This window comes from Enterobacter sp. SENG-6 (assembly GCF_001605945.1).
In the GTDB taxonomy this organism is placed as follows: Bacteria; Pseudomonadota; Gammaproteobacteria; order Enterobacterales; family Enterobacteriaceae; genus Enterobacter; species Enterobacter cloacae.
On the sequence record NZ_LOMM01000015.1, the window covers coordinates 21,981 to 41,768 of the forward strand.

The following is a 19,788-nucleotide window of genomic DNA, read 5'->3' on the forward strand; positions in this document are numbered from 1 at the left end:
TGCCAGCAGCTCTTCACGCGTGGTGTTTCCTGCCCAGTAGCTTTCTTGTGCTTTTTTTAGCTCGCGACGCAGGCCAACGCGAGGGAAACCGAGAGTGTGATTGCGGATTGTCATGTCATGCCCCTTGTGAAATTCGTTATTTAGACGTCCAGATGTTTACACATCTATAATTGGCAGGTACTGTATATTCCTCAAGCGCAAAATGTTCATGGCGAAGTGAAGGACTTTCATGATCGAGATAAAACACCTGAAAACGCTACAAGCGTTGCGAAACTGCGGTTCTCTCGCGGCGGCGGCGGCCTCACTGCACCAGACTCAGTCCGCCCTTTCTCACCAGTTCAGCGATCTGGAACAACGTCTCGGCTTTCGTCTTTTTGTGCGTAAGAGCCAGCCGCTGCGCTTTACCCCCCAGGGCGAGATCCTCCTGCAGCTGGCAAATCAGGTGCTGCCGCAAATTGCCAGCGCGCTTCAGTCCTGCAATGAGCCGCAGCAAACTAAATTGCGTATCGCCATTGAGTGCCACAGCTGTATTCAGTGGCTGACCCCCGCGCTTGAGAACTTCCGCCAGAAGTGGCCGCAGGTAGAAATGGACTTTACCTCCGGCGTGACGTTTGACCCGCAGCCGTCACTCCAGCAGGGCGAGCTGGATCTGGTGATGACGTCAGACATTCTGCCGCGTAGCGGCCTGCATTATTCGCCAATGTTCGATTATGAGGTGCGTCTGGTGCTGGCACCGGATCATCCGCTGGCCAGCAAGACGCGTATTACCCCGGAAGACCTGGCGACTGAAACGCTGCTGATATACCCGGTGCAGCGCAGTCGCCTGGATATCTGGCGCCATTTCCTGCAGCCGGCGGGCATCAGCCCACAGCTGAAAAGCGTGGATAATACGTTGCTGTTGATTCAGATGGTTGCCGCCAGAATGGGCATCGCGGCGCTGCCGCACTGGGTGGTAGAGAGTTTTGAACGCCAGGGCCTGGTGGTCACCAAAACCCTGGGAGAAGGACTGTGGAGCCGGCTGTACGCCGCCGTGCGCGATGGCGAGCAGCGTCAGCCGATCACGGAAGCGTTTATTCGCTCAACGCGGAACCACGCGTGCGACCATCTTCCGTTTGTGCGGAGCGCGGAGCGACCCAACGGCGATGTACCCACAGCGAAGCCAGGATCACCGCTCCCCCAATAAGGAAACTCGGCCAGTGGGGCTGTTGCTGCCAGATAGCAAGGTTTACCAGTAGCCCCGCGGGCACGTGCACGTTGTTCATGATACCCAGCGTACCGGCGTCTACCTGAGTTGCGCCGTAGTTCCACATGAAGTACCCCAGCCCCGAGGCCACCACGCCCAGCCAGACCAGAATGCCCCACTGCACGGTGGTGGTAGGTAATTTTTGCGGGTTACCCAGAATAAACCAGGCCGCGACCGCGACCACCGCCGCCCCCATATAGAACCAGGCAAACGCGTTGTGCTGCGGCATCGGGCGGGTTTCCATCAGGCGCTTGTAGCCCACCATACCAATAGCGAAGCTGATGTTTGCTAACTGCACGAACATCAGGCCGGTCCAGAAGTGATCGCTCACTTTATCGTAGCGAATAATCGCCGCGCCAATCACCGCCAGCGCTGCGCTCAACAGATAGCCCCAACGCAGACGACGCCTGCTGAGCAGGTCGTAAATCAGCGTGATATAGAGCGGCGTCAGCACCGTAAAGAGCAGGAACTCCGAGACGGACAAGTAGATATACGCCCGAAAGCTAAACAGATACATGATGCCGAGCTGCATCGCCCCCACCAGCATATACAGCAAAACGGTTTGCAGGGATTGTCCGCGCGTACGCAAAAAGGGCAGGAACACCAGTGCCGCCAGCCCCACGCGCATCAGCACCGAGAAATAGCTGTCGACCGATCCGGCAAGGTATTCGCCAATCAGACTAAAGGAGAAGGCCCACAGGATAGTGGTGATAATGAGTAGCGCCACAATGCTTGTCTCTCAGAAAGAAGGAGAGGCATTGTAGCGAACTCTTTAGTTGACAACTGAGCAATAAACAACCAAATGAAGATTATTCAAGGAACAGCTTGCGCAGATATTTTGGTACCGCATTGTCTGCGTTGGTGCCGATCACTTCCAGCTCCGGGTGCAGGTCTTTCAGGCGCTGGTGCGCGTTCTGCATGATGCAGCCTTTACCCGCCATCGAGAGCATCTCAGCATCGTTCATGCCATCACCAAAGGCGATACAGTCTTTCAGCTCAAAGCCCATGCGTTTGGCCACCGCTTCCAGAGCGTGCCCCTTGGAAACGCCACCCGCCATCACTTCCAGGCAGGTCAGCGTGGAGAAACTTACGTTGACGCGATCGCCCCAGCGGGCGTTGATCGCCTGCTCCAGCGGCAGCAGTTCTTCGTGACTTTCGCAGGTAAAGAAGACTTTGCTGATCCCTTCCGGCTCGAGCAGACCTGGCTCATACAGGGAGTAGTTAAACACCGCTTCTTTGAAGAAGCGCATCTCTTCCGGACGGTGGCGGTTCATGAACCAGTCATCGTCGCGGTAAACGTTCGTGACGATAGCCGGATTATTGTGCACCACACCGAACAGATCGGCGGCAATATCGCGATCCAGGTTGTGGGTAAAGATCAGATTGCCATCGGTGTCGTGAACGCGCGCACCGTTGGAGGTGATCATGTACGATTTAATCTCAAGATTATCGCGGATCTGCCCCACATCCACGTGGTGGCGCCCGGTGGCAAACACAAAGTGCACGCCACGGGCAGTCAGCAGCTTTAAGGTCTCTTTCGCGTACGGCGACAGGGTGTGGTCGGGGGAAAGCAGCGTGCCATCTAAATCAGATGCAACAACCTGGTACATAGGAAAATTTAACCTCAATAGAAAATCAGTTATGCCGGTCGAAAAACTCGACGATGGCGTTAAGCGCGACTGAGCGCATAGCGTCCTTTTCAAAAAGGATCTCATGGTACGCGCCGTTGATGACCAGCGGTTTACCCCCTTCACAAGGGTGACCGGCGGCAGCGCGCAGTTCACAAAAACGGTCATGCATGCGGTTATCCACCACACGCTCTTCTTCAGCCTGAATCAGGAGTGTCGGCGTGTCATCATCACTAACACCCGCCAGAACCTGCTCCCCTGCATGTATCCCCTCCCGCACCCAGTGCCAGGTGGGGCCGCCAACGCGCAAGCGAGGCTCATCGGCATAGAAGCGCAGGTTGCGGCGATAACGCTGACGGCTATGGGTTAAGACGTTGAGGGCAAACGGCAAAGCCCGCCAGCGCCCTGTTCCGATGGCGTAGCCTTCACGAATGCGCTGATGGCCCTCAGCCCAGTCGAGAAGATGGCGCACCATCCAGTCCGGAAAACGTATCACAATGCCATACATCGGCGCGGTCAGCGCAATGGCATCGCACTGGTGATCGTAGCGCTGCAAAAAGAGCGTAGAGATCGCGCCGCCCATGGAGTGCGCAAGAATATAGCGCTTACGCCACGGGCCGGGCTGCACTTCCTGCTGCCAGAAGGCGGCAAGATCGTCGACATAATCACTGAAGTTATCTACATGGCCGCGATGGGTATCTGGCAACATTCGACCAGAAAGCCCCTGCCCGCGATGGTCGATAATTAACACGTCAAAACCCAGATGGAACAGGTCGTACGCCAGCTCGGCATATTTTATGTAGCTTTCGATACGCCCGGGGCAGACCACAATCACCCGGTCATTTTTTTCATCACGGAAACGAACAAAGCGCACCGGGATATTCCCGACGCCCGTAAACTCATCTTCCTCACGCTGACGCCAGAAATCGGTCAGCGGCCCCATGGAGAAAGCAGCAAATGCGTTTTCTCGTGTTTCCCAGTCCTTTTTCTGCTGCAACATCGGGTTTCCACCCCCCGTCATTCAGGGAATATCGTTTTTTTCGTAACTGGTCACAAAATGACTCAACAATAGCGTATTGTGGCATAAAAACAGACGATTCGGGAGTTTCAAATGACCTTCGAGTGGTGGTTCGCTTACCTGCTGACATCCATCATCCTCAGCCTGTCACCGGGTTCGGGGGCAATTAATACCATGACAACCTCCATTAACCACGGTTATCGCGGGGCGGCAGCATCCATTGCCGGTTTGTAAACCGGACTGGGGATTCACATTGTGCTGGTGGGCGTGGGTTTAGGGACGCTCTTCTCCCGCTCGGTGCTGGCATTTGAAGTGCTGAAATGGGCCGGTGCGGCATATCTGATTTGGCTCGGCATTCAGCAATGGCGCGCAGCAGGCTCAATTGACCTCAACACTCTTGCCCGGACGCAAACGCGCGGTCGCCTGTTTAAGCGGGCGGTGTTTGTGAATCTGACCAACCCAAAAAGCATCGTTTTTCTGGCTGCCCTGTTCCCGCAGTTTATCGTCCCGCATCAGCCGCAGGTCATGCAGTACGTAGTCCTGGGCGTGACCACCATTGTTGTCGATATTATTGTGATGATTGGCTACGCGACGCTGGCGCAGCGGATTGCAGCATGGATTAAAGGGCCTAAGCAAATGAAGGCCCTGAACAAAGTGTTTGGTTCGCTGTTTATGCTGGTTGGCGCGCTGCTTGCGTCAGCGCGTCATGCTTAGCGAGAGATAATAAGATGGATACCAAAGCCGGCGAACAGCGCGCCGGCGAAGCCGTCAATCCATTTCGCGATGCGCTGATAGCCACGGCGCATCGCCGGTAAGGCAAACAGGCTGGCAACAACGGTGAACCACGCAAACGTCTCAACCACGATCAGCAGGAAGATACCCCAGCGTGCACCCGCCCCCACGCTGTCGCCCACGAACAGGGAGAAGACGGAACCGAAATAGATAATCGCTTTCGGGTTCGCCAGGTTGGTCAGCAGCCCTTTCACAAAGCTACGGCCGCCCGTTGCCAGCTCAACTTTTGGCTCTTGCGGTTTTTTCTCTTCTTTCTTCAGCGCCCCGCGCAGCATCTGGTAGCCCATCCAGCACAGGTACAGACCGCCACCAACCATGATGATGTTATGCAGCCACGCCATCTTCGCCAGGATCAGGTTCAGGCCAAGCAGCGCCACGGCCGCCCAGACCATAACCCCCATAGTAATACCCAACACCCCCATCATGGCTTCTTTGCGGGAGCGGCTGACGGCGGTTTGTGACACGAAGAAAAAGTCAGGGCCCGGGCTCATCAGCGCAACAATGTGCACCAACGCCACGGTAAGAAATAGCATTAACATAATTCGCTCGCGGGGAAATAATTCAGTGAGTCATCATCCTGGCACTTTTTTGCGCGGCTGACTACTCCTCATCATCACCATCGACATGTGAACGGATGAGCGCCATGAATTCTTTACCAAAGCGCTCCAGCTTGCGCGTGCCCACGCCGTTGACGCTGAGCATTTCGCTGGCGCTGAGCGGCATCTGCTCGGCCATCTCGATCAGCGTCGCGTCGTTGAAGACCACATATGGCGGAATGTTCTCTTCATCGGCAATCGCTTTACGCAGCTTGCGCAGTTTGGCAAACAGCTTGCGGTCGTAGTTGCCGCCGTAGGATTTCTGCATCACCCGCGGTTTCAGGGCAACTACGCGCGGCACGGCGAGCTTGAGTTCAACATCCCCACGCAGCACCGGGCGCGCGGCTTCGGTGAGCTGAAGCGCGGAGTGCTGGGCAATGTTCTGTGTGGCAAAACCGAGGTGAATCAACTGACGAATAATGCTGACCCAATGCTCGTGGCTCTGGTCTTTGCCAATACCGTAGACAGGCAGCTTATCGTGGCCCATGTCGCGGATACGCTGGTTATTGGCGCCGCGCAGCACTTCCACCACGTAGCCCATCCCGAAGCGCTGATTAACACGGTAAATGGTCGAAAGCGCCTTACGCGCGTCCATCAGGCCATCGTACTGCTTTGGCGGGTCGAGACAGATATCGCAGTTGCCGCACGGCTCCTGACGCCCTTCACCAAAGTAGTTGAGCAGCACCAGACGGCGGCAGGTCTGCGCTTCCGCAAACGCGCCCATGGCGTTGAGTTTGTGACGCTCGATATCCTGCAGCTGTCCCTGAGGTTTCTCTTCAAGGCAGCGGCGCAGCCACGCCATATCGGCCGGATCGTAAAACAGCATCGCTTCCGCAGGCAGACCATCACGGCCGGCGCGGCCGGTTTCCTGGTAGTAGGATTCGATATTTCGCGGAATGTCGAAGTGCACCACAAAGCGGACGTTGGGCTTGTTAATGCCCATGCCGAATGCCACCGTCGCCACCACAATCTGCAGGTCATCACGCTGGAATTTTTCCTGCACGTCGGCGCGGATGTGGTTTTCTAACCCGGCATGATAGGCCGCCGCGCTAAAGCCGCGGTTTTGCAGACGCGCAGCGGTGTCTTCCACCTTTGCGCGGCTGTTGCAGTAGATGATGCCTGACTTGCCGCGCTGCTCCTGCACATAGCGCAGAAGCTGATCCAGCGGCTTAAATTTTTCCATCAGCATATAGCGGATGTTCGGGCGGTCGAAGCTGCTGACCTGGATCAGCGGGTCGTTCAGCCCCAGCAGGCGGACGATATCCAGCCGCGTGGTGTCATCTGCCGTGGCGGTCAGCGCCATAAACGGCAGTTCCGGGAAGCGCTGACGCAGCTGACCAAGTGCCGCATATTCCGGGCGGAAATCGTGGCCCCACTGCGAGATACAGTGCGCTTCATCAACGGCCAGCAGAACGGGATTCCAGTGCGCCAGATGGTCGAGGAAGTTATCCAGCATCAGACGTTCTGGTGCGATATACAGCAAGCGAACCTGTCCGGTACGGCAACCGGCCATCACCTCTTGCTGCTGCTCGCGGGTTTGCGTGGAGTTAAGACAGGCCGCCGCCACGCCGTTGGCGAGCAGCTGGTCAACCTGGTCTTTCATCAGAGAAATCAGCGGCGATACCACGACCGTCAGGCCATTAAGTACCAGCGCGGGCACCTGATAGCAGAGCGATTTACCGCCACCGGTCGGCATTACCACCAGGCAATCACGGCCTTCCAGCACGGTTTCAATGATGGTTTCCTGGCCAGGACGGAATTGCTGGTAGCCAAAGGTTTCATGCAAAACCTGTTTAGCCAGCGACTCCTGATTCAATACTTCCGCCTGCGCCACGTTAACCCCATATGCCAGAAATGAAACAGGCGCTATTTTCAGCGCCTGAGAGAGAAACTTCAACGTTTAACGCAAAAACATTCGAGCGTCTTAGAAAATATCGTTCAGCATCACGCCGACACCCACGCGGGTCTGATTGAAGTTGTAATCGATGAGCGACTCGCCGTAACCGCTGTAGACCTGCGTATAGATACGCACGTGTTTGGTCATCGGGTAGCTTAAGCCCACTTCTGCGCCGCCGTAACCGGTGTTCCAGTTGTACTGGCCCCTGGCACTCAGCACCGCATCACCCAGCTGATAGCCAATCCTGAGCTGATAGTAGCCCATATATTTGGTGATATCCGGGTTGTCATCGGTGCTGCCCACCACGTACCACGGCTTCACTTCCACCATCATATTACCGTTTTGCGCCATCAGGCGCGTATAGGCGCGGTTCCAGCTACGTGAGGTTGGATCGGAACGGCCGTTGGAGTCATGGTTGAAGCCCACTTCAACGTCACGCAATGTCCAGCCTGCAAACTCATAATCCGTGGCGAACCCCAGGAACAGCTGGGGCTCATAGTTGGTTTCACGGAACGGTGAAGATTCACCGCTGTTGGAAAGCTGCCACCAGGATTTCTGGGTATAAGATGCACCGAGAACCGAATTCGGCCCCAGAATGCCGCGCCAGAACGGAAACGCGAGGCTGAGCTGATATTTCACCTCATCTTTGCGCGCATTCTCAGCCCAGTCATAAGAGCGAATCGCCTCTTTGTTGAGATCGCTGGTCCAGGTATAGAGCACATAGTTGGTGTCGTACGGGTAGAGCGTGAAGGGATTATCATGCTCCTGCAGCAGGTTAGCGATAATGCTACCGCGAACTGCTGGCGTATCATGCACCTCTTTGACTGTCGCTTCCTGCGCATAGGCTGTGAGGGGCAGCGCAACCGCTGCCAGTAACCCTGCCAGATACGTCCGCATCGGTGGTGTTCTCCTGCAAAATGTTAAATGATCTGAATCGTTATATGGCGCACATTCTACAGACTTCTGCAGCAACTGCTGCATCCTCGTTTCTGAAAGTGGCATTCTTGCCTGTCCGGGCATAAAATCAACATTTTATTAACATTAAGGATGTGATGTCTCATGTCAGCCATGCTAACCGCCGAAGAAGCGTTAAAACTCGTGGGCGAGATTTTTGTTTACCATATGCCGTTTAACCGTGCGCTGGGACTGGAGCTGGAGCGTTACGAAAAAGACTTTGCACAGCTCAGTTTTAACAACCAGCCGATGATGGTAGGCAACTGGGCACAGAGCATTTTACATGGCGGGGTGATTGCCTCCGCGCTGGACGTGGCTGCAGGGCTGGTATGTGTTGGCAGCACCCTGACCCGCCATGACACCATCAACGAAGACGAGCTGCGTCAGCGCTTATCCCGCATGGGTACCATCGATTTACGCGTCGATTATCTGCGTCCCGGGCGCGGAAACCGCTTCACCTGCAGCAGCAGCCTGCTCCGTGCGGGTAATAAGGTTGCCGTGGCGCGTGTTGAACTGCATAACGAAGAACAACTTTATATCGCCAGCGCAACCGCCACTTATATGGTGGGTTGAAGTTGAAAAATCGGGTAAAGTTAATTCACTTTTTTGTCACGGATTTTCCCGATGGATGCTAAACAGACGCGGCAGGGCGTGTTACTCGCCCTTGCCGCTTATTTTATTTGGGGTGTCGCACCCGCCTACTTTAAATTTATCGCTTACGTACCGGCTGATGAGATCCTCACTCACCGCGTCATCTGGTCCTTCTTCTTCATGATCGCGCTGATGAGCGTTAGTCGTCAGTGGTCTGGCGTCAAAACGCTGCTACAAACCCCGAAGAAGATCTTCCTGCTGGCACTCTCGGCAGTACTGATTGGCGGAAACTGGCTGCTGTTTATCTGGGCGGTGAATAACCATCACATGCTCGAAGCGAGTCTGGGCTACTTTATTAACCCGCTGGTGAATATTGTGCTGGGGATGATTTTCCTCGGCGAGCGCTTCCGCCGGATGCAGTGGCTGGCGGTGATCCTCGCCTTCTGCGGCGTGCTGGTTCAGCTGTGGACCTTCGGTTCACTGCCTGTTATTGCGCTGGGGCTGGCGTTCAGCTTTGCGTTCTACGGGCTGGTGCGTAAGAAGATTGCCGTGGAAGCGCAAACCGGCATGCTGTTTGAAACCCTGTGGCTGTTGCCGGTGGCCGCTATCTATCTGTTCGGCATTGCCGACAGCCCGACCAGCCACATGGGCAGCAACCCGTGGTCCCTGAATGTAATGCTGATGGCCGCAGGCGTGGTGACGACCATCCCACTGCTCTGCTTTACCGGTGCGGCAACGCGCCTGCGTCTGTCCACGCTGGGCTTTTTCCAGTACATCGGCCCGACGCTGATGTTCCTGCTGGCGGTGGTGTTCTACGGCGAAGTGCCGGGTGCGGATAAGATGGTGACGTTCGCGTTTATCTGGGTGGCACTGGCGATTTTTGTCGCTGACGCGATTTATACCCAGCGCCGGGTGCGTAAAGGGCTGTGATTTTCCCCTCTCCCGGTGGGAGAGGGAGTTCGATCGTAGGGCGGGTAAGCACAGCGCCACCCGCCAGATTTTTACAGCCAGTTGCGACGCTTGAAATAGAGATACGGCGCCAGCCCGGCGAGGATCATAAAGATAATCGCCCCCGGATAGCCGAAACTCCACTTCAGCTCTGGCATAAACTCAAAGTTCATCCCATAGCTGGATGCCACCAGCGTCGGCGGCAGGAACACCACGGATACCACCGAGAAGATCTTGATAATGCGGTTCTGCTCGATGTTGATAAAGCCCATCGCCGCCTGCATCAGGAAGTTGACCTTCTGGAACAGTGATTCGTTGTGCGGCAGCAGGGATTCGATATCGCGCAGGATCTCACGCGCCTGTTCCAGTTGGCCGCCCGGCAGACGCGCCTTGCGCACCAGGAAGTTCAGCGCGCGTTGGGTATCCATCAGACACAGACGCACCTTCCAGCCGATATCTTCCAGCTCCGCCAGCGTGGAGAGCGCTTCGTCGTATTCATCGCCCTGATGGCCTTCCATGATGACGCGGCTCAGTTTTTCCAGATCGCTGTAGATGTTTTCAATCTCATCCGCCAGTTGCTCAATTTTGGTTTCGAACAGATCGAGCAGCAATTCGTAAGCATTGCCGTCCACCATCGCCTGGCTGCGGGCGCGCATACGATAGAGACGAAACGCCGGCAGTTCGCGCTCGCGCAGGGTAAACAGGCGACCGTCGCGAATGGTAAATGCCACGGTGGAGTTTCCCGCGTGGTCTTCGGCATCTTCAAAGAAGAAGAAGGAGTGAATGTGCAGGCCGTCTTCGTCTTCAAAAAAACGTGCGGATGCTTCGATGTCTTCCAGTTCCGGGCGAGTTGCCAGACTCTGCCCCAGCTCAGATTGTACGCGCAGGCGTTCATCGTCGTCCGGCTCGACCAGATCCACCCATACGGCATCAATGAGGGGCTGTGACTCTTCGGCTTCAAGCCGAGTCAGTCGGTTATTTTCGAGTTGAAATGCGCTCAACATGACCGGGACTCCCAATGCAAAAAATATCGGACAGTTCGGTGGGCACACAGAAACAAATTGGGTTTCAGACCATTAAACAGCCTGACTCAGCGCGACGGGAATAATGCAGGTCGCTGACAACCACTAAGGCCATCAGCAAGAGGAGATAGCCTTAGGAGTTGTTCCTGGATGACAGGGAATTGAGCCAGTATCTACTGGGTGTGTCCAAGGCGAATGTCCTCTTAGCGTAATCGTGCGCGCATGTTACGCCAGCAGCAACTGTGGCGTCAACACGCAACGAAACGCTGAAGGGCATTAATTGACCTTCAACGTATAAGGCTAGCAGATTATTACAAAATAATGATATTTTTCTGAAAGTTACACTGCTTCCAGCTTGGCATACGCGGCCACCAGCCATTTGATCCCCTGCCCCTGGAACGCCACCTGCAGGCGGCTGTGCTCGCCGCTGCCTTCCAGATTGACGATGGTGCCTTCACCAAACTTCGAATGACGCACGCGCTGGCCCAGCTTATAGCCGGTGTCGGTTTCCGCAATCGGCGAGCCCATCCGCTGATGGCTGACCGGGCAGCTGATACTGGCACGCAGACGAACCTCTTCGACACACTCTTCCGGCAATTCGCCGATAAAGCGCGACGGACGGTGATAGACCTCTTTGCCGTACAAACGGCGGGTTTCAGCGTAGGTCAGCGTCAGCTTCTGCATCGCTCGCGTCACGCCTACGTAAGCCAGACGGCGTTCCTCTTCCAGACGCCCGCCTTCATCCAGCGACATCTGGCTCGGGAACATGCCCTCTTCCATGCCGACGATAAACACCTGCGGGAATTCGAGGCCTTTGGCAGAGTGCAGGGTCATCAGTTGAACCGCATCCTGCCAGGTATCCGCCTGCCCTTCGCCCGCTTCCAGCGCGGCGTGAGAAAGGAACGCCTGCAGCGGCATCAGGTCTTCGTCTTCTTCGTTGTAGCTGAACTGGCGCGTTGCCGTCACCAGTTCCTCTAAGTTCTCAATACGAGTCTGGCCCTTCTCGCCTTTCTCCTGCTCGTACATGGTGCGCAGGCCGGAGTCTTTGATCACCCGGTCAGTCTGCACGTGTAGCGGCATGTCGGCGGTTTCCTGCGCCAGCGCGTCAATTAATTCCAGGAAGCGCTGCAGCGCGCTGGCGGCGCGTCCGGCGAGGGCTTTTTCCTGCAACAGCTCGCGGCACGCCTGCCAGAGCGTAAGCTGACGATCGCGCGAGGCCTGACGCACCACGTCCAGCGTTCGGTCACCAATGCCGCGGGTTGGCGTATTCACCACACGTTCAAACGCCGCATCGTCGTTTCGGTTAGCGATCAGGCGCAGATAAGAGAGCGCGTCTTTGATCTCCTGACGTTCGAAGAAGCGCATGCCGCCGTAGATACGGTACGGCATGCTCACCTGCAGCAGCGCCTCTTCCAGCACGCGCGACTGGGCGTTGCTGCGGTAGAGAATGGCACACTGTTCCAGCGCGCCACCGTTGTCCTGCCAGGTTTTGATGCGGTTCACCACGAAACGTGCTTCGTCGAGCTCGTTGAAGGCGCAGTAAATGGAAATCGGCTCACCGTCGACCCCGTCGGTCCATAACTTTTTACCCAGGCGCCCGTTGTTGTTTTCAATCAGGGCGTTGGCCGCGCTGAGGATATTGCTGGTCGAGCGGTAGTTCTGCTCCAGACGGATGGTTTCGGCGCCGGGGAAGTCGTTGAGGAAGCGCTGAATGTTTTCCACCTGCGCGCCACGCCAGCCGTAGATGGACTGGTCGTCATCGCCTACGATCATCACCTTGCCGGTATCCCCGGCCAGCAGGCGGATCCAGGCGTACTGGATGTTGTTGGTATCCTGGAATTCGTCCACCAGGATATTGGTGAAGCGTTCACGGTAATGCTGCAGGATATGCGGTTTGTTCAGCCACAGCTCGTGGGCGCGCAGCAACAGTTCGGCAAAGTCCACCAGCCCGGCGCGGTCACACGCTTCCTGGTAGGCCTTGTAAACGTTCTGCCAGGTCTGCTCCACCGGGTTGCCAAAGCTCTGAATATGATGTGGGCGCAACCCTTCGTCTTTCTGGCCGTTGATGTACCACATCGCCTGACGCGGCGGCCACTGTTTCTCGTCGAGATTCATCGCTTTAATCAGGCGTTTCAGCAGACGGAGCTGGTCTTCACTGTCGAGGATCTGGAAATCCTGCGGCAGATTGGCGTCCATATGGTGCGCACGCAGCAGACGGTGCGCCAGACCGTGGAAGGTGCCGACCCACATGCCGCCCTGGCTGGTGCCCATCAGTTGGGCAATACGGTGGCGCATCTCCGCCGCCGCCTTGTTGGTGAACGTGACCGCCATGATGGAGTACGGAGAGCAGTTTTCCACGCTCTGCAGCCAGGCGATACGGTGAACCAGCACGCGCGTCTTACCACTGCCCGCCCCAGCCAGCACCAGCAGGTTGGTACGCGAGGCGGCAACCGCATCACGCTGTTTGTCATTAAGACTGTCGAGCAGGTAAGAAACGTCCATTGGCACCGTCACATAGTATTCAGGAACACAGCAAAGCGCCCGGTGGCGCTTTGCTTACCGGGCCTACAACTGCAAAAACCCTGGTAATTTATACAATATTACTGGTGATTATATCAGCGTCGTGAGGGATGCCAACCGTGAAATTTCCAGGTGCGGCAGAAGACGGCTGTCCGGGGCGATCATCAGGTCCGTCTTTTCTGGCTTGATCCAGCAGGCCTGCATACCGCAGCGGATGGCACCCGCTACGTCTGTGGTCAGGTCATCACCCACATGCAACATTTCGCCGAGCGGCAGGTTCAGCTTCTCCGCCGCCAGATGATACATATCGTTAAACGGCTTCGAGCGCCCGTGCGGACCCGCCCGCAGCACAAATTCGAAGTAATCCCCCAGACCAAACAGCTCCGGCTGCGCATTGCCATTGGTGATTGCGACCAGCGGCCATTTTTCTGCCAGTTTTGCCAGCGTGTCGTGCGTTTCCTGCGGCACGTCGATACGGCTGCGCCATTTGGCGAAGTTTTCCATTGCGGCTTCAGCCCCGACGGCCGCATCCTGTGCGCTCAGCCCAGCGTTGAGCATCGCCTGCTCCACCGCACGGCGACGCCATTCGGTTACATCGTGATAAATATCCGGCTCGGTCTCACGCAGGGACTGGCGCAGCAGCTGAAAGTCCTTGTTCTGCATCGTCTTCAGCGCCGGATGGTAGTTCTGAACAAACGCCAGTGACTCCTGCTCAGTTCGCAGGATCACTTCACGGTTGTCATAAAGGGTGTCATCAAGATCAAAAGTCAGGGCTGAGATGTGACCCAGTGGGCGGTAAAAACGCATTATTTCCCCCGTTTGGCGCGTGGATGCGCCGCGTCATACACCGACGCAAGGTGTTGAAAGTCTAAGTGGGTATAGATTTGGGTGGTGGAGAGATTCGCGTGGCCGAGCAGTTCCTGCACGCCACGCAGATCGCCACTCGATTCCAGCATATGGGTAGCAAAGGAGTGGCGCAGCTTATGTGGATGGACGTGGCTGTTGAGCCCCTGCTTAATGCCCCACTCTGCAAAGCGTTTCTGCACGTTACGCGCCGAGATCCGCTTGCCGAGTTTCGACAGGAACAGCGCATCCTCCTCGGCGCCAAACAGCCCGCGCAGATCCAGCCAGTGCTCAATCCACGAGACGGCATTACGGCCAATTGGCAGGCGGCGCTCTTTGCTGCCCTTACCCATCACCCACACTTCACCGGACTCCAGATCGAGATGTTTTAAATCGAGATTAACCAGTTCGGAAAGACGCAGACCCGCACCGTACATGACCTCCAGCATCGCGCGATCGCGCACGGCCAGCGGGTCGTTGAGGTCAATATCCAGCAGGCGGTTTACATCGTCGACGTCGATATTTTTCGGCAGGTGACGCGGGGCTTTCGGCGTGGCGATGCCTTTCGCCGGGTTGGCTTTTAAGCCGCCCTGGCTCACCAGCCAGTCGAAGAAACTGCGCAGCGCAGAAAGCCTGAGCGCCAGACTCGCCGGGCTTAGGTTTTTTTTACGGCTACGCACAACAAACCCACGGACGGTTGCAGCGTCACATTGTTGCCAGCTTTTCAGGCCGATCTCATCGGCAATCTGCATGATGGCATCAAGCTGACGCTGATAGTTCAGCAGCGTAATGGGGCTTAGCTGACGTTCAACGCCCAGGTAGCGCAGAAAGCGCGAGACGTCAGTCGCGAGCAGGGCGTCCGTCATACACGTTCAATCCAGCGCTCCAGCAGCTCAGGCAGCATCAGGGCGATCTCCTGCAGCAGCTGCGTGCCTTGTCCCTGCTCGTAATGATGCGCGTCGCGGCTGGTAAATAACATCACCCCCAGATCGCCATCACGCCCCATCATCGACATCGCCACCGAGCCTATCGCTTTCGCCTCCGGCAGTACCACCAGCAGTTCCGGCCCGTTAAGCGGCCCAAGATAGTGATGTTCGTGGCCCAGACGCTGAATACGCAGGGGTTCAAACGCCTGGCGACTCAACGCCAGATGGGTAAAACCGGACGGCGCGCCAATGCGCCAGCGGTCAGGGAAAAGACGAATCGTTGCCCCAGCCAGCCCCAGTTCACGCGCCCAGCGGTGGAAGCGGCTGAGAAATTCTTCAAGGCTGTGCGCCGAGGCCAGACGCGCCTGCAGATGCAGAAGACGATAGAACAGGCTTTCGTTCGTGTTGGCCTGCTCCATCAGCAGCGTCATGTTCTCTTCAAGCTGATTGATGTGGTTGCGCGAGCGTGCCATGTGCCATTCGACCAGCGACACGGTCCCGCGAACCGGATGCGGCACACGCATCGCTTCGACGACGCGTGCATTGCGAATAAAAAACTCAGGATTGCGCAGCAGATAATCAACAACAGCCCTGTCGTCCAGTTCCGTCACCGTTTCCTGCAGTTCTTCCCCTGGTTGTTTCATAGATGGATAAACCCGTCATAGACATGTGCCGCCGGGCCAGTCATATACAGTGGATGACCCGGTCCTTTCCAGGCGATATCAAGACGACCGCCTGGTAACTCCACGCGAACCTCTTCGGCCAGTAACCCTTGAGAGATGCCGACGGCCACCGCAGCACAGGCACCGCTTCCGCAAGCCTGCGTTTCGCCCGCGCCGCGCTCGTACACGCGCAGACGGATATGCTCACGCTTCACCACCTGCATAAAACCGATATTCGCCCGTTCCGGGAAACGTTCATGGCTTTCCAGCACCGGACCCAGGGTTTCAACCGCGGCCGTTTCCACGTTATCGACCTGAATCACACAGTGTGGGTTGCCCATCGAGACGACGCCGCACAATACTGTCTGCTCGGCCGCACGCATAATATAGGTCTTTTCCGCTTTGTTTGCGCGAAACGGCACCGCAGAAGGTTCGAAGTTTGGCTCGCCCATGTTCACGCGCACCAGCTCGTCATCGGTAACGCTGAGCACCATGCGGCCATTCGCCGTGCTGACACGGATATCGCGTTTGTTGGTCAACCCTTTCAGGCGGACAAAGCGGGCAAAACAGCGCGCGCCGTTGCCGCACTGATTCACCTCGCTGCCATCCGCATTGAAAATACGGTAGTGGAAATCGAGGTCGGGATCGTACGGCGGTTCAACCACCAGCAGCTGATCGAACCCCACGCCCAGGTGTCGATCCGCCAGGCGGCGGATCAGTTCCGGGGAGAAAAAGACATTCTGCGTTACCGCGTCGACGACCATAAAATCGTTACCAAGGCCATGCATTTTAGAGAACTGCATCATTTGCTCCATTGCGCGGGTACAGAACGTGATCGTCAGAGATTAACCTGAGTCGGGCCACCGTTGTTGCCACGATCGTTAGTGTCTGGCGTAGATGACTCAATGCCGCTGTTTACAGGTTTCGTCGGAGGCGGCGCGGTTTTATCCGCTGGCGGGAAGTACAGCGGCCCCTTCAGTCCACAGCCAGTCAGACTAAACAGCGTGATGAGAACGGCAAGCGTTCGGAAAGCGTTTTTCATTATAAAGTTGCCCGTAAGTTCAAATCTGTTTCTATCATCGCAGGAGAAGACACAAAAGCAAGAGTTTGCCGCTTTCCTGCAACGGGAATTATTTAGGGTTATACTGCCGGCATCACGAAAAACAGGAACAAAACCATGAACGACAGTGAATTCCATCGCCTTGCCGACACCCTGTGGATGACCATTGAAGAGCGCCTGGACGACTGGGAAGGCGACAGCGATATCGATTGTGAAATCAACGGCGGTATCCTGACCCTCAGTTTCGAAAACGGCAGCAAAATTATTATTAACCGCCAGGAGCCGCTTCACCAGGTATGGCTGGCGGCCAGACAGGGTGGCTACCATTTCGATCTGAAAGGGGATGAATGGGTTTGTGACCGTAGCGGCGAAACCTTCTGGGATCTGCTGGAGCAGGCTGCAACCGCGCAGGCGGGTGAAGATGTGAGTTTCAGGTAGTTTTGTTGCCCGGTGGCGGCTACGCCTTACCGGGCCTACAACGGCTCGGACCGTAGCCACCCGGCGAAAAGCATCACGAGAAATACTGCTGCAACAGCGGTGCGGTATCCTGATTCGCAGGCACGGCAGGCGTGACGGCCTGAGTACGGAACGGAATCACCTGCGCACGGCCATCGACATTCACAATCTGGTAGAACTGCGGCAGGTTGAAGTTGATGAAGCTGGAGCCGTAGGTGAAGCGGTCATGTGATGAGGAGTAGAAGCGGCTAACGTCACGCACCAGTTCCTCTTTACTACCTTCGCAGTGGTGATACACCTCTGCGCGGTTGGTCTCATCAAGAATATAGATGTTGAAACCGGCATCGTCTCCCGACTCTTCAAAGAAGAACTGGATAATCCCTTCACTGGCAAAGCCATCCACCACCTGCGGCAGCTTGACGTGGTTAGTCTCCACCTGAACCGACAGGCCATGCAGTTTGTTATGGGAAATCGCACCGTAAAACTCAATGGCGTTCTCCAGCTTCTGCACCGACACGTTCAGGCGTTCGAAAAACAGACCCCAGGTTTGCCCTGAAACACGCAGCGCTTTAAAGCGACCGGTTTCCTGACGGGTACTGGAAAGACGCAGCTCAATACACTCTGAAACTAACTGCTGCACGCGAGTACGAATCAAACCACGTAGGTGCTGGCTGTAGCAGAACACTTCCACGCTGTCCGGCGGCGCGGCATCCTGGTGCATCTTACCGAGAATGGTTTTCAACGCTTCGATCATCGCCTGCTCGCCGTTGAAGTGCAGCGTACGCACTTCGTTCCACGAGTTGCGGTACAGCAGATCCACGCTGCCGACCAGGCAATTTTGCTGCTCGCCAAAGCTGAAGACGTCCAGCTTGCGGAAGTCAAAATGCACGACCTGATTGCGGAAGGCCGCCGTCGGGTCATATTCCAGGTTGACGATAATCGCCAGATGACGAATTTCACACGGGCTGTAGAGCGCTTTTGGCGTGGGTGCTGGCAGACGCAGCGGGAAGTGATGGGAGACATCCGCCACCATCTCCTGCAGTTTGGCTAAATCGACCACCTCGTTGCCTTTGATAAACAGGCGGGTGCGCGAGGTCAGCAGGCCGTTAAACCAGGCCCAGGCCACCAGCTTGTTCAGGTAGCGGTTATACTCCAGCGGCTGATGGCTGATGATTGAATCCATGCTTGGGGCACGGTTATACAGATACCACCCGGTGCGGTTCGCGCGGCCCGGCGGCACATAGATAAAGGTCAGGTTTGGCTCTGACAGATCGGGCGAAATTTGCGGGTTAACCAGGGTGACTTTGCCCGGCAGCGCTTCAAACGCGGCATACAGTTTGCGGGTCAATACCCCGATGTCCTGCGGGCTGGCGGACACGCTGAGATTGTTACGGCGCGCAAAGCGGATCAGGTTACGGTAGCTTTGCATCATCGCATCAAGCAGTTCGTTGTGCGCTTCACGCACCTGATCGATTTTCCAGTTGGCGCGATTGTCGAGCATGGAGAGACGCTCTTCGCCCCATCCCCACTCTTTGACGAGCTGAGAAACCACTTCACGACGCCAGCCCACGCAGGCGCGTTCGCGGCTCAATTTCTCACAAACTTTGAGATAGAAACATCGACGCACCAGGTCGAGACGCGTGGTGTCATCAATGGCTTTCAGGTATTCGGTAACGCGTTCCAGCATCATGCAGTAGGCGTCAAGCCCAAAGGAGACAATCTCCCCGTCGTGCAGACGCTGCTTGATATCTTTCGCCAGCAGGCGTGGGGTTGGGTATTCCCAGGAATAGGCTTCGAGCAACAGCGTTTTCAGCACCGCTTTGTACGGTGAGTCGATGCTCTTATAAAGCTGCCAGAGGCTCGCGCCAAAGTACTCTTCGGCTGACAGGGAGCTCAGGCCGCCCAAATCCAGCCATTCGTTTGGCGTCAGTACGCCCTGCGCGTAAAGCGACATCACGTAATCATCGTAATGCTCTTCTTCTTCGCACGGGACCATATTCCACAGAATACGCTTCCCGGCCAGACGCACTGCCGTACGGTAAAATTCGTCCAGCAATAAAATGTGCTGTGTGGAGCCACAGTCCTCACCACCCAGACTGCCGCTTTCGTTATGGCGGAAACGGTTTTCATCAATCAGGAAGAAGCTCACTTCCACGCCAAGCGATGCCGCCCAGCTTTCCAGCAGGCTACATTTACGCTGCAGCAACTGACGCTCTTCGTTATCGAGCCAGGATTGATGACAGACCCAGATGTCCAGGTCAGACGAACAGCTTTGCCCTACCGAAGAGGTGCTCCCCATGGAGTAAACGCCGGTGATAGGCAGTTCACCTTTCGGGGATTCCTGCGGCGGCATGCCACGGTAGAGTTCAAGTTCGTTGAGATAATGCTGTTGGGTTTCATCAGGCGTGAAAAGGCAAATGCCCTTGGGAACGTTACCGTCAAGGTAACCCGGCATCAGCGGATGGTGATAGTGCAATAATGTCGGCAGCAGACTGTATACCTGCTGGAAAGCAGGGCCCATGGCAGCAAGCGCGCGATCCACACGCAGTTGATTGATGGCATCCAGTCTCTGTTTCAGAGTCTCAATATAGAGGTACAAGACGTATCGCCTGATGTTTCCGGGTGTCGCAAG

Annotated in this window: 20 protein-coding genes and 1 pseudogene; 5 read left to right on the forward strand and 16 right to left on the reverse strand. The window is 56.2% G+C overall.

What is annotated here, in order from left to right:
* A partial coding sequence (locus AX755_RS25755) for a hypothetical protein (protein ID WP_231883355.1) occupies window positions 1–114 on the reverse strand: 114 nt, incomplete at its 3' end.
* Window positions 115–229: 115 nt separating this feature from the next.
* Between AX755_RS25755 and metR the strand changes: the two genes are divergently transcribed.
* Complete coding sequence (gene metR / locus AX755_RS09240; RefSeq protein WP_013099245.1) at window positions 230–1,183, forward strand: HTH-type transcriptional regulator MetR; 954 nt, start codon at window positions 230–232, stop codon at window positions 1,181–1,183.
* Here metR and AX755_RS09245 read toward each other — a convergent pair.
* From AX755_RS09245 to pldB, 3 genes are all read right to left on the reverse strand, one after another.
* Window positions 1,071–1,970, reverse strand: a complete 900-nt coding sequence (locus AX755_RS09245; RefSeq protein ID WP_062856636.1) for a carboxylate/amino acid/amine transporter — start codon at window positions 1,968–1,970, stop codon at window positions 1,071–1,073. The two genes, metR and AX755_RS09245, sit on opposite strands and share 113 nt — an antisense overlap.
* 82 nt (window positions 1,971–2,052) lie before the next feature.
* Window positions 2,053–2,853 (reverse strand): sugar/pyridoxal phosphate phosphatase YigL, encoded by an 801-nt coding sequence (gene yigL, locus AX755_RS09250; RefSeq protein WP_013099247.1) that lies wholly within the window; start codon window positions 2,851–2,853, stop codon window positions 2,053–2,055.
* A gap of 25 nt (window positions 2,854–2,878) precedes the next feature.
* Window positions 2,879–3,871 (reverse strand): lysophospholipase L2, encoded by a 993-nt coding sequence (gene pldB / locus AX755_RS09255; protein ID WP_062856637.1) that lies wholly within the window; start codon window positions 3,869–3,871, stop codon window positions 2,879–2,881.
* Window positions 3,872–3,982: 111 nt separating this feature from the next.
* Here pldB and rhtB point away from each other — a divergent pair.
* Window positions 3,983–4,603, forward strand: a pseudogene (gene rhtB, locus AX755_RS09260) (homoserine/homoserine lactone efflux protein).
* On the opposite strand, the gene rhtC reads toward rhtB, so the two are convergent.
* The 3 genes from rhtC to pldA all read right to left on the reverse strand — a co-directional run bounded on the left by rhtC (window position 4,600) and on the right by pldA (window position 8,071).
* Complete coding sequence (rhtC, locus tag AX755_RS09265; protein WP_014833703.1) at window positions 4,600–5,220, reverse strand: threonine export protein RhtC; 621 nt, start codon at window positions 5,218–5,220, stop codon at window positions 4,600–4,602. The pseudogene rhtB and the gene rhtC sit on opposite strands and share 4 nt — an antisense overlap.
* Before the next feature lie 61 nt (window positions 5,221–5,281).
* Entirely contained in the window at window positions 5,282–7,111 is a 1,830-nt protein-coding gene (gene recQ, locus AX755_RS09270) for an ATP-dependent DNA helicase RecQ (RefSeq protein ID WP_029883130.1), read from the reverse strand.
* Window positions 7,112–7,201: 90 nt separating this feature from the next.
* A complete protein-coding gene (gene pldA / locus AX755_RS09275; RefSeq protein WP_013099252.1) occupies window positions 7,202–8,071 on the reverse strand; it encodes a phospholipase A in 870 nt (289 codons plus the stop codon).
* A 162-nt stretch (window positions 8,072–8,233) separates the two neighbouring features.
* Between pldA and yigI the strand changes: the two genes are divergently transcribed.
* Complete coding sequence (yigI, locus tag AX755_RS09280; protein WP_013099253.1) at window positions 8,234–8,701, forward strand: acyl-CoA thioesterase YigI; 468 nt, start codon at window positions 8,234–8,236, stop codon at window positions 8,699–8,701.
* 51 nt (window positions 8,702–8,752) lie between these two features.
* Window positions 8,753–9,649 (forward strand): EamA family transporter RarD, encoded by an 897-nt coding sequence (gene rarD / locus AX755_RS09285; protein ID WP_029883129.1) that lies wholly within the window; start codon window positions 8,753–8,755, stop codon window positions 9,647–9,649.
* 71 nt (window positions 9,650–9,720) lie between these two features.
* Here the strand turns inward: rarD and corA are convergent, their stop codons facing one another.
* From corA to lptM, 8 genes are all read right to left on the reverse strand, one after another.
* Window positions 9,721–10,671 carry a magnesium/cobalt transporter CorA gene (corA, locus tag AX755_RS09290; protein ID WP_008501540.1) on the reverse strand — a complete coding sequence of 317 codons (951 nt, stop codon included), beginning with the start codon at window positions 10,669–10,671 and terminating at the stop codon, window positions 9,721–9,723.
* A gap of 151 nt (window positions 10,672–10,822) precedes the next feature.
* The gene (gene ysgD / locus AX755_RS25760) at window positions 10,823–10,879 is read right to left on the reverse strand and encodes a YsgD/CorL family protein (RefSeq protein WP_212743980.1); all 57 of its coding nucleotides are present in this window, start codon (window positions 10,877–10,879) and stop codon (window positions 10,823–10,825) included.
* A 149-nt stretch (window positions 10,880–11,028) separates the two neighbouring features.
* On the reverse strand, window positions 11,029–13,191 hold the full coding sequence (gene uvrD, locus AX755_RS09295) for a DNA helicase II (RefSeq protein ID WP_062856638.1): 2,163 nt from the start codon (window positions 13,189–13,191) through the stop codon (window positions 11,029–11,031).
* 108 nt (window positions 13,192–13,299) lie between these two features.
* Window positions 13,300–14,016, reverse strand: coding sequence for a 5-amino-6-(5-phospho-D-ribitylamino)uracil phosphatase YigB (gene yigB / locus AX755_RS09300; protein WP_013099256.1), 717 nt, complete (start codon window positions 14,014–14,016; stop codon window positions 13,300–13,302).
* Window positions 14,016–14,918, reverse strand: coding sequence for a tyrosine recombinase XerC (gene xerC / locus AX755_RS09305; protein ID WP_013099257.1), 903 nt, complete (start codon window positions 14,916–14,918; stop codon window positions 14,016–14,018). The genes yigB and xerC overlap by 1 nt, the downstream gene beginning before the upstream one ends.
* On the reverse strand, window positions 14,915–15,622 hold the full coding sequence (locus AX755_RS09310; RefSeq protein WP_013099258.1) for a DUF484 domain-containing protein: 708 nt from the start codon (window positions 15,620–15,622) through the stop codon (window positions 14,915–14,917). Before AX755_RS09310 ends, xerC begins: the two co-directional genes overlap by 4 nt.
* On the reverse strand, window positions 15,619–16,443 hold the full coding sequence (gene dapF, locus AX755_RS09315) for a diaminopimelate epimerase (protein ID WP_013099259.1): 825 nt from the start codon (window positions 16,441–16,443) through the stop codon (window positions 15,619–15,621). Before dapF ends, AX755_RS09310 begins: the two co-directional genes overlap by 4 nt.
* 35 nt (window positions 16,444–16,478) lie before the next feature.
* Window positions 16,479–16,682 carry an LPS translocon maturation chaperone LptM gene (gene lptM / locus AX755_RS09320; RefSeq protein WP_013099260.1) on the reverse strand — a complete coding sequence of 68 codons (204 nt, stop codon included), beginning with the start codon at window positions 16,680–16,682 and terminating at the stop codon, window positions 16,479–16,481.
* Window positions 16,683–16,817: 135 nt separating this feature from the next.
* Here lptM and cyaY point away from each other — a divergent pair, with 135 nt between their 5' ends.
* Window positions 16,818–17,138, forward strand: coding sequence for an iron donor protein CyaY (gene cyaY, locus AX755_RS09325; RefSeq protein ID WP_013099261.1), 321 nt, complete (start codon window positions 16,818–16,820; stop codon window positions 17,136–17,138).
* Between the two features lie 73 nt (window positions 17,139–17,211).
* On the opposite strand, the gene cyaA is transcribed toward cyaY, so the two are convergent.
* Window positions 17,212–19,755: a class I adenylate cyclase gene (cyaA, locus tag AX755_RS09330; protein WP_013099262.1), complete on the reverse strand. Its 2,544-nt coding sequence runs from the start codon at window positions 19,753–19,755 to the stop codon at window positions 17,212–17,214.
* Window positions 19,756–19,788 lie beyond the last annotated feature (33 nt).

Bases quoted from the DNA above. Each gene is read 5' to 3' on its own strand.
- metR (WP_013099245.1), top strand. From the start codon at position 230: ATGATCGAGATAAAACACCTGAAAACGCTACAAGCGTTGCGAAACTGC.
- yigL (WP_013099247.1), bottom strand. From the start codon at position 2,853: ATGTACCAGGTTGTTGCATCTGATTTAGATGGCACGCTGCTTTCCCCC.
- pldB (WP_062856637.1), bottom strand. From the start codon at position 3,871: ATGTTGCAGCAGAAAAAGGACTGGGAAACACGAGAAAACGCATTTGCT.
- rhtC (WP_014833703.1), bottom strand. From the start codon at position 5,220: ATGTTAATGCTATTTCTTACCGTGGCGTTGGTGCACATTGTTGCGCTG.
- pldA (WP_013099252.1), bottom strand. From the start codon at position 8,071: ATGCGGACGTATCTGGCAGGGTTACTGGCAGCGGTTGCGCTGCCCCTC.
- yigI (WP_013099253.1), top strand. From the start codon at position 8,234: ATGTCAGCCATGCTAACCGCCGAAGAAGCGTTAAAACTCGTGGGCGAG.
- rarD (WP_029883129.1), top strand. From the start codon at position 8,753: ATGGATGCTAAACAGACGCGGCAGGGCGTGTTACTCGCCCTTGCCGCT.
- corA (WP_008501540.1), bottom strand. From the start codon at position 10,671: ATGTTGAGCGCATTTCAACTCGAAAATAACCGACTGACTCGGCTTGAA.
- uvrD (WP_062856638.1), bottom strand. From the start codon at position 13,191: ATGGACGTTTCTTACCTGCTCGACAGTCTTAATGACAAACAGCGTGAT.
- yigB (WP_013099256.1), bottom strand. From the start codon at position 14,016: ATGCGTTTTTACCGCCCACTGGGTCACATCTCAGCCCTGACTTTTGAT.
- xerC (WP_013099257.1), bottom strand. From the start codon at position 14,918: ATGACGGACGCCCTGCTCGCGACTGACGTCTCGCGCTTTCTGCGCTAC.
- AX755_RS09310 (WP_013099258.1), bottom strand. From the start codon at position 15,622: ATGAAACAACCAGGGGAAGAACTGCAGGAAACGGTGACGGAACTGGAC.
- dapF (WP_013099259.1), bottom strand. From the start codon at position 16,443: ATGCAGTTCTCTAAAATGCATGGCCTTGGTAACGATTTTATGGTCGTC.
- lptM (WP_013099260.1), bottom strand. From the start codon at position 16,682: ATGAAAAACGCTTTCCGAACGCTTGCCGTTCTCATCACGCTGTTTAGT.
- cyaY (WP_013099261.1), top strand. From the start codon at position 16,818: ATGAACGACAGTGAATTCCATCGCCTTGCCGACACCCTGTGGATGACC.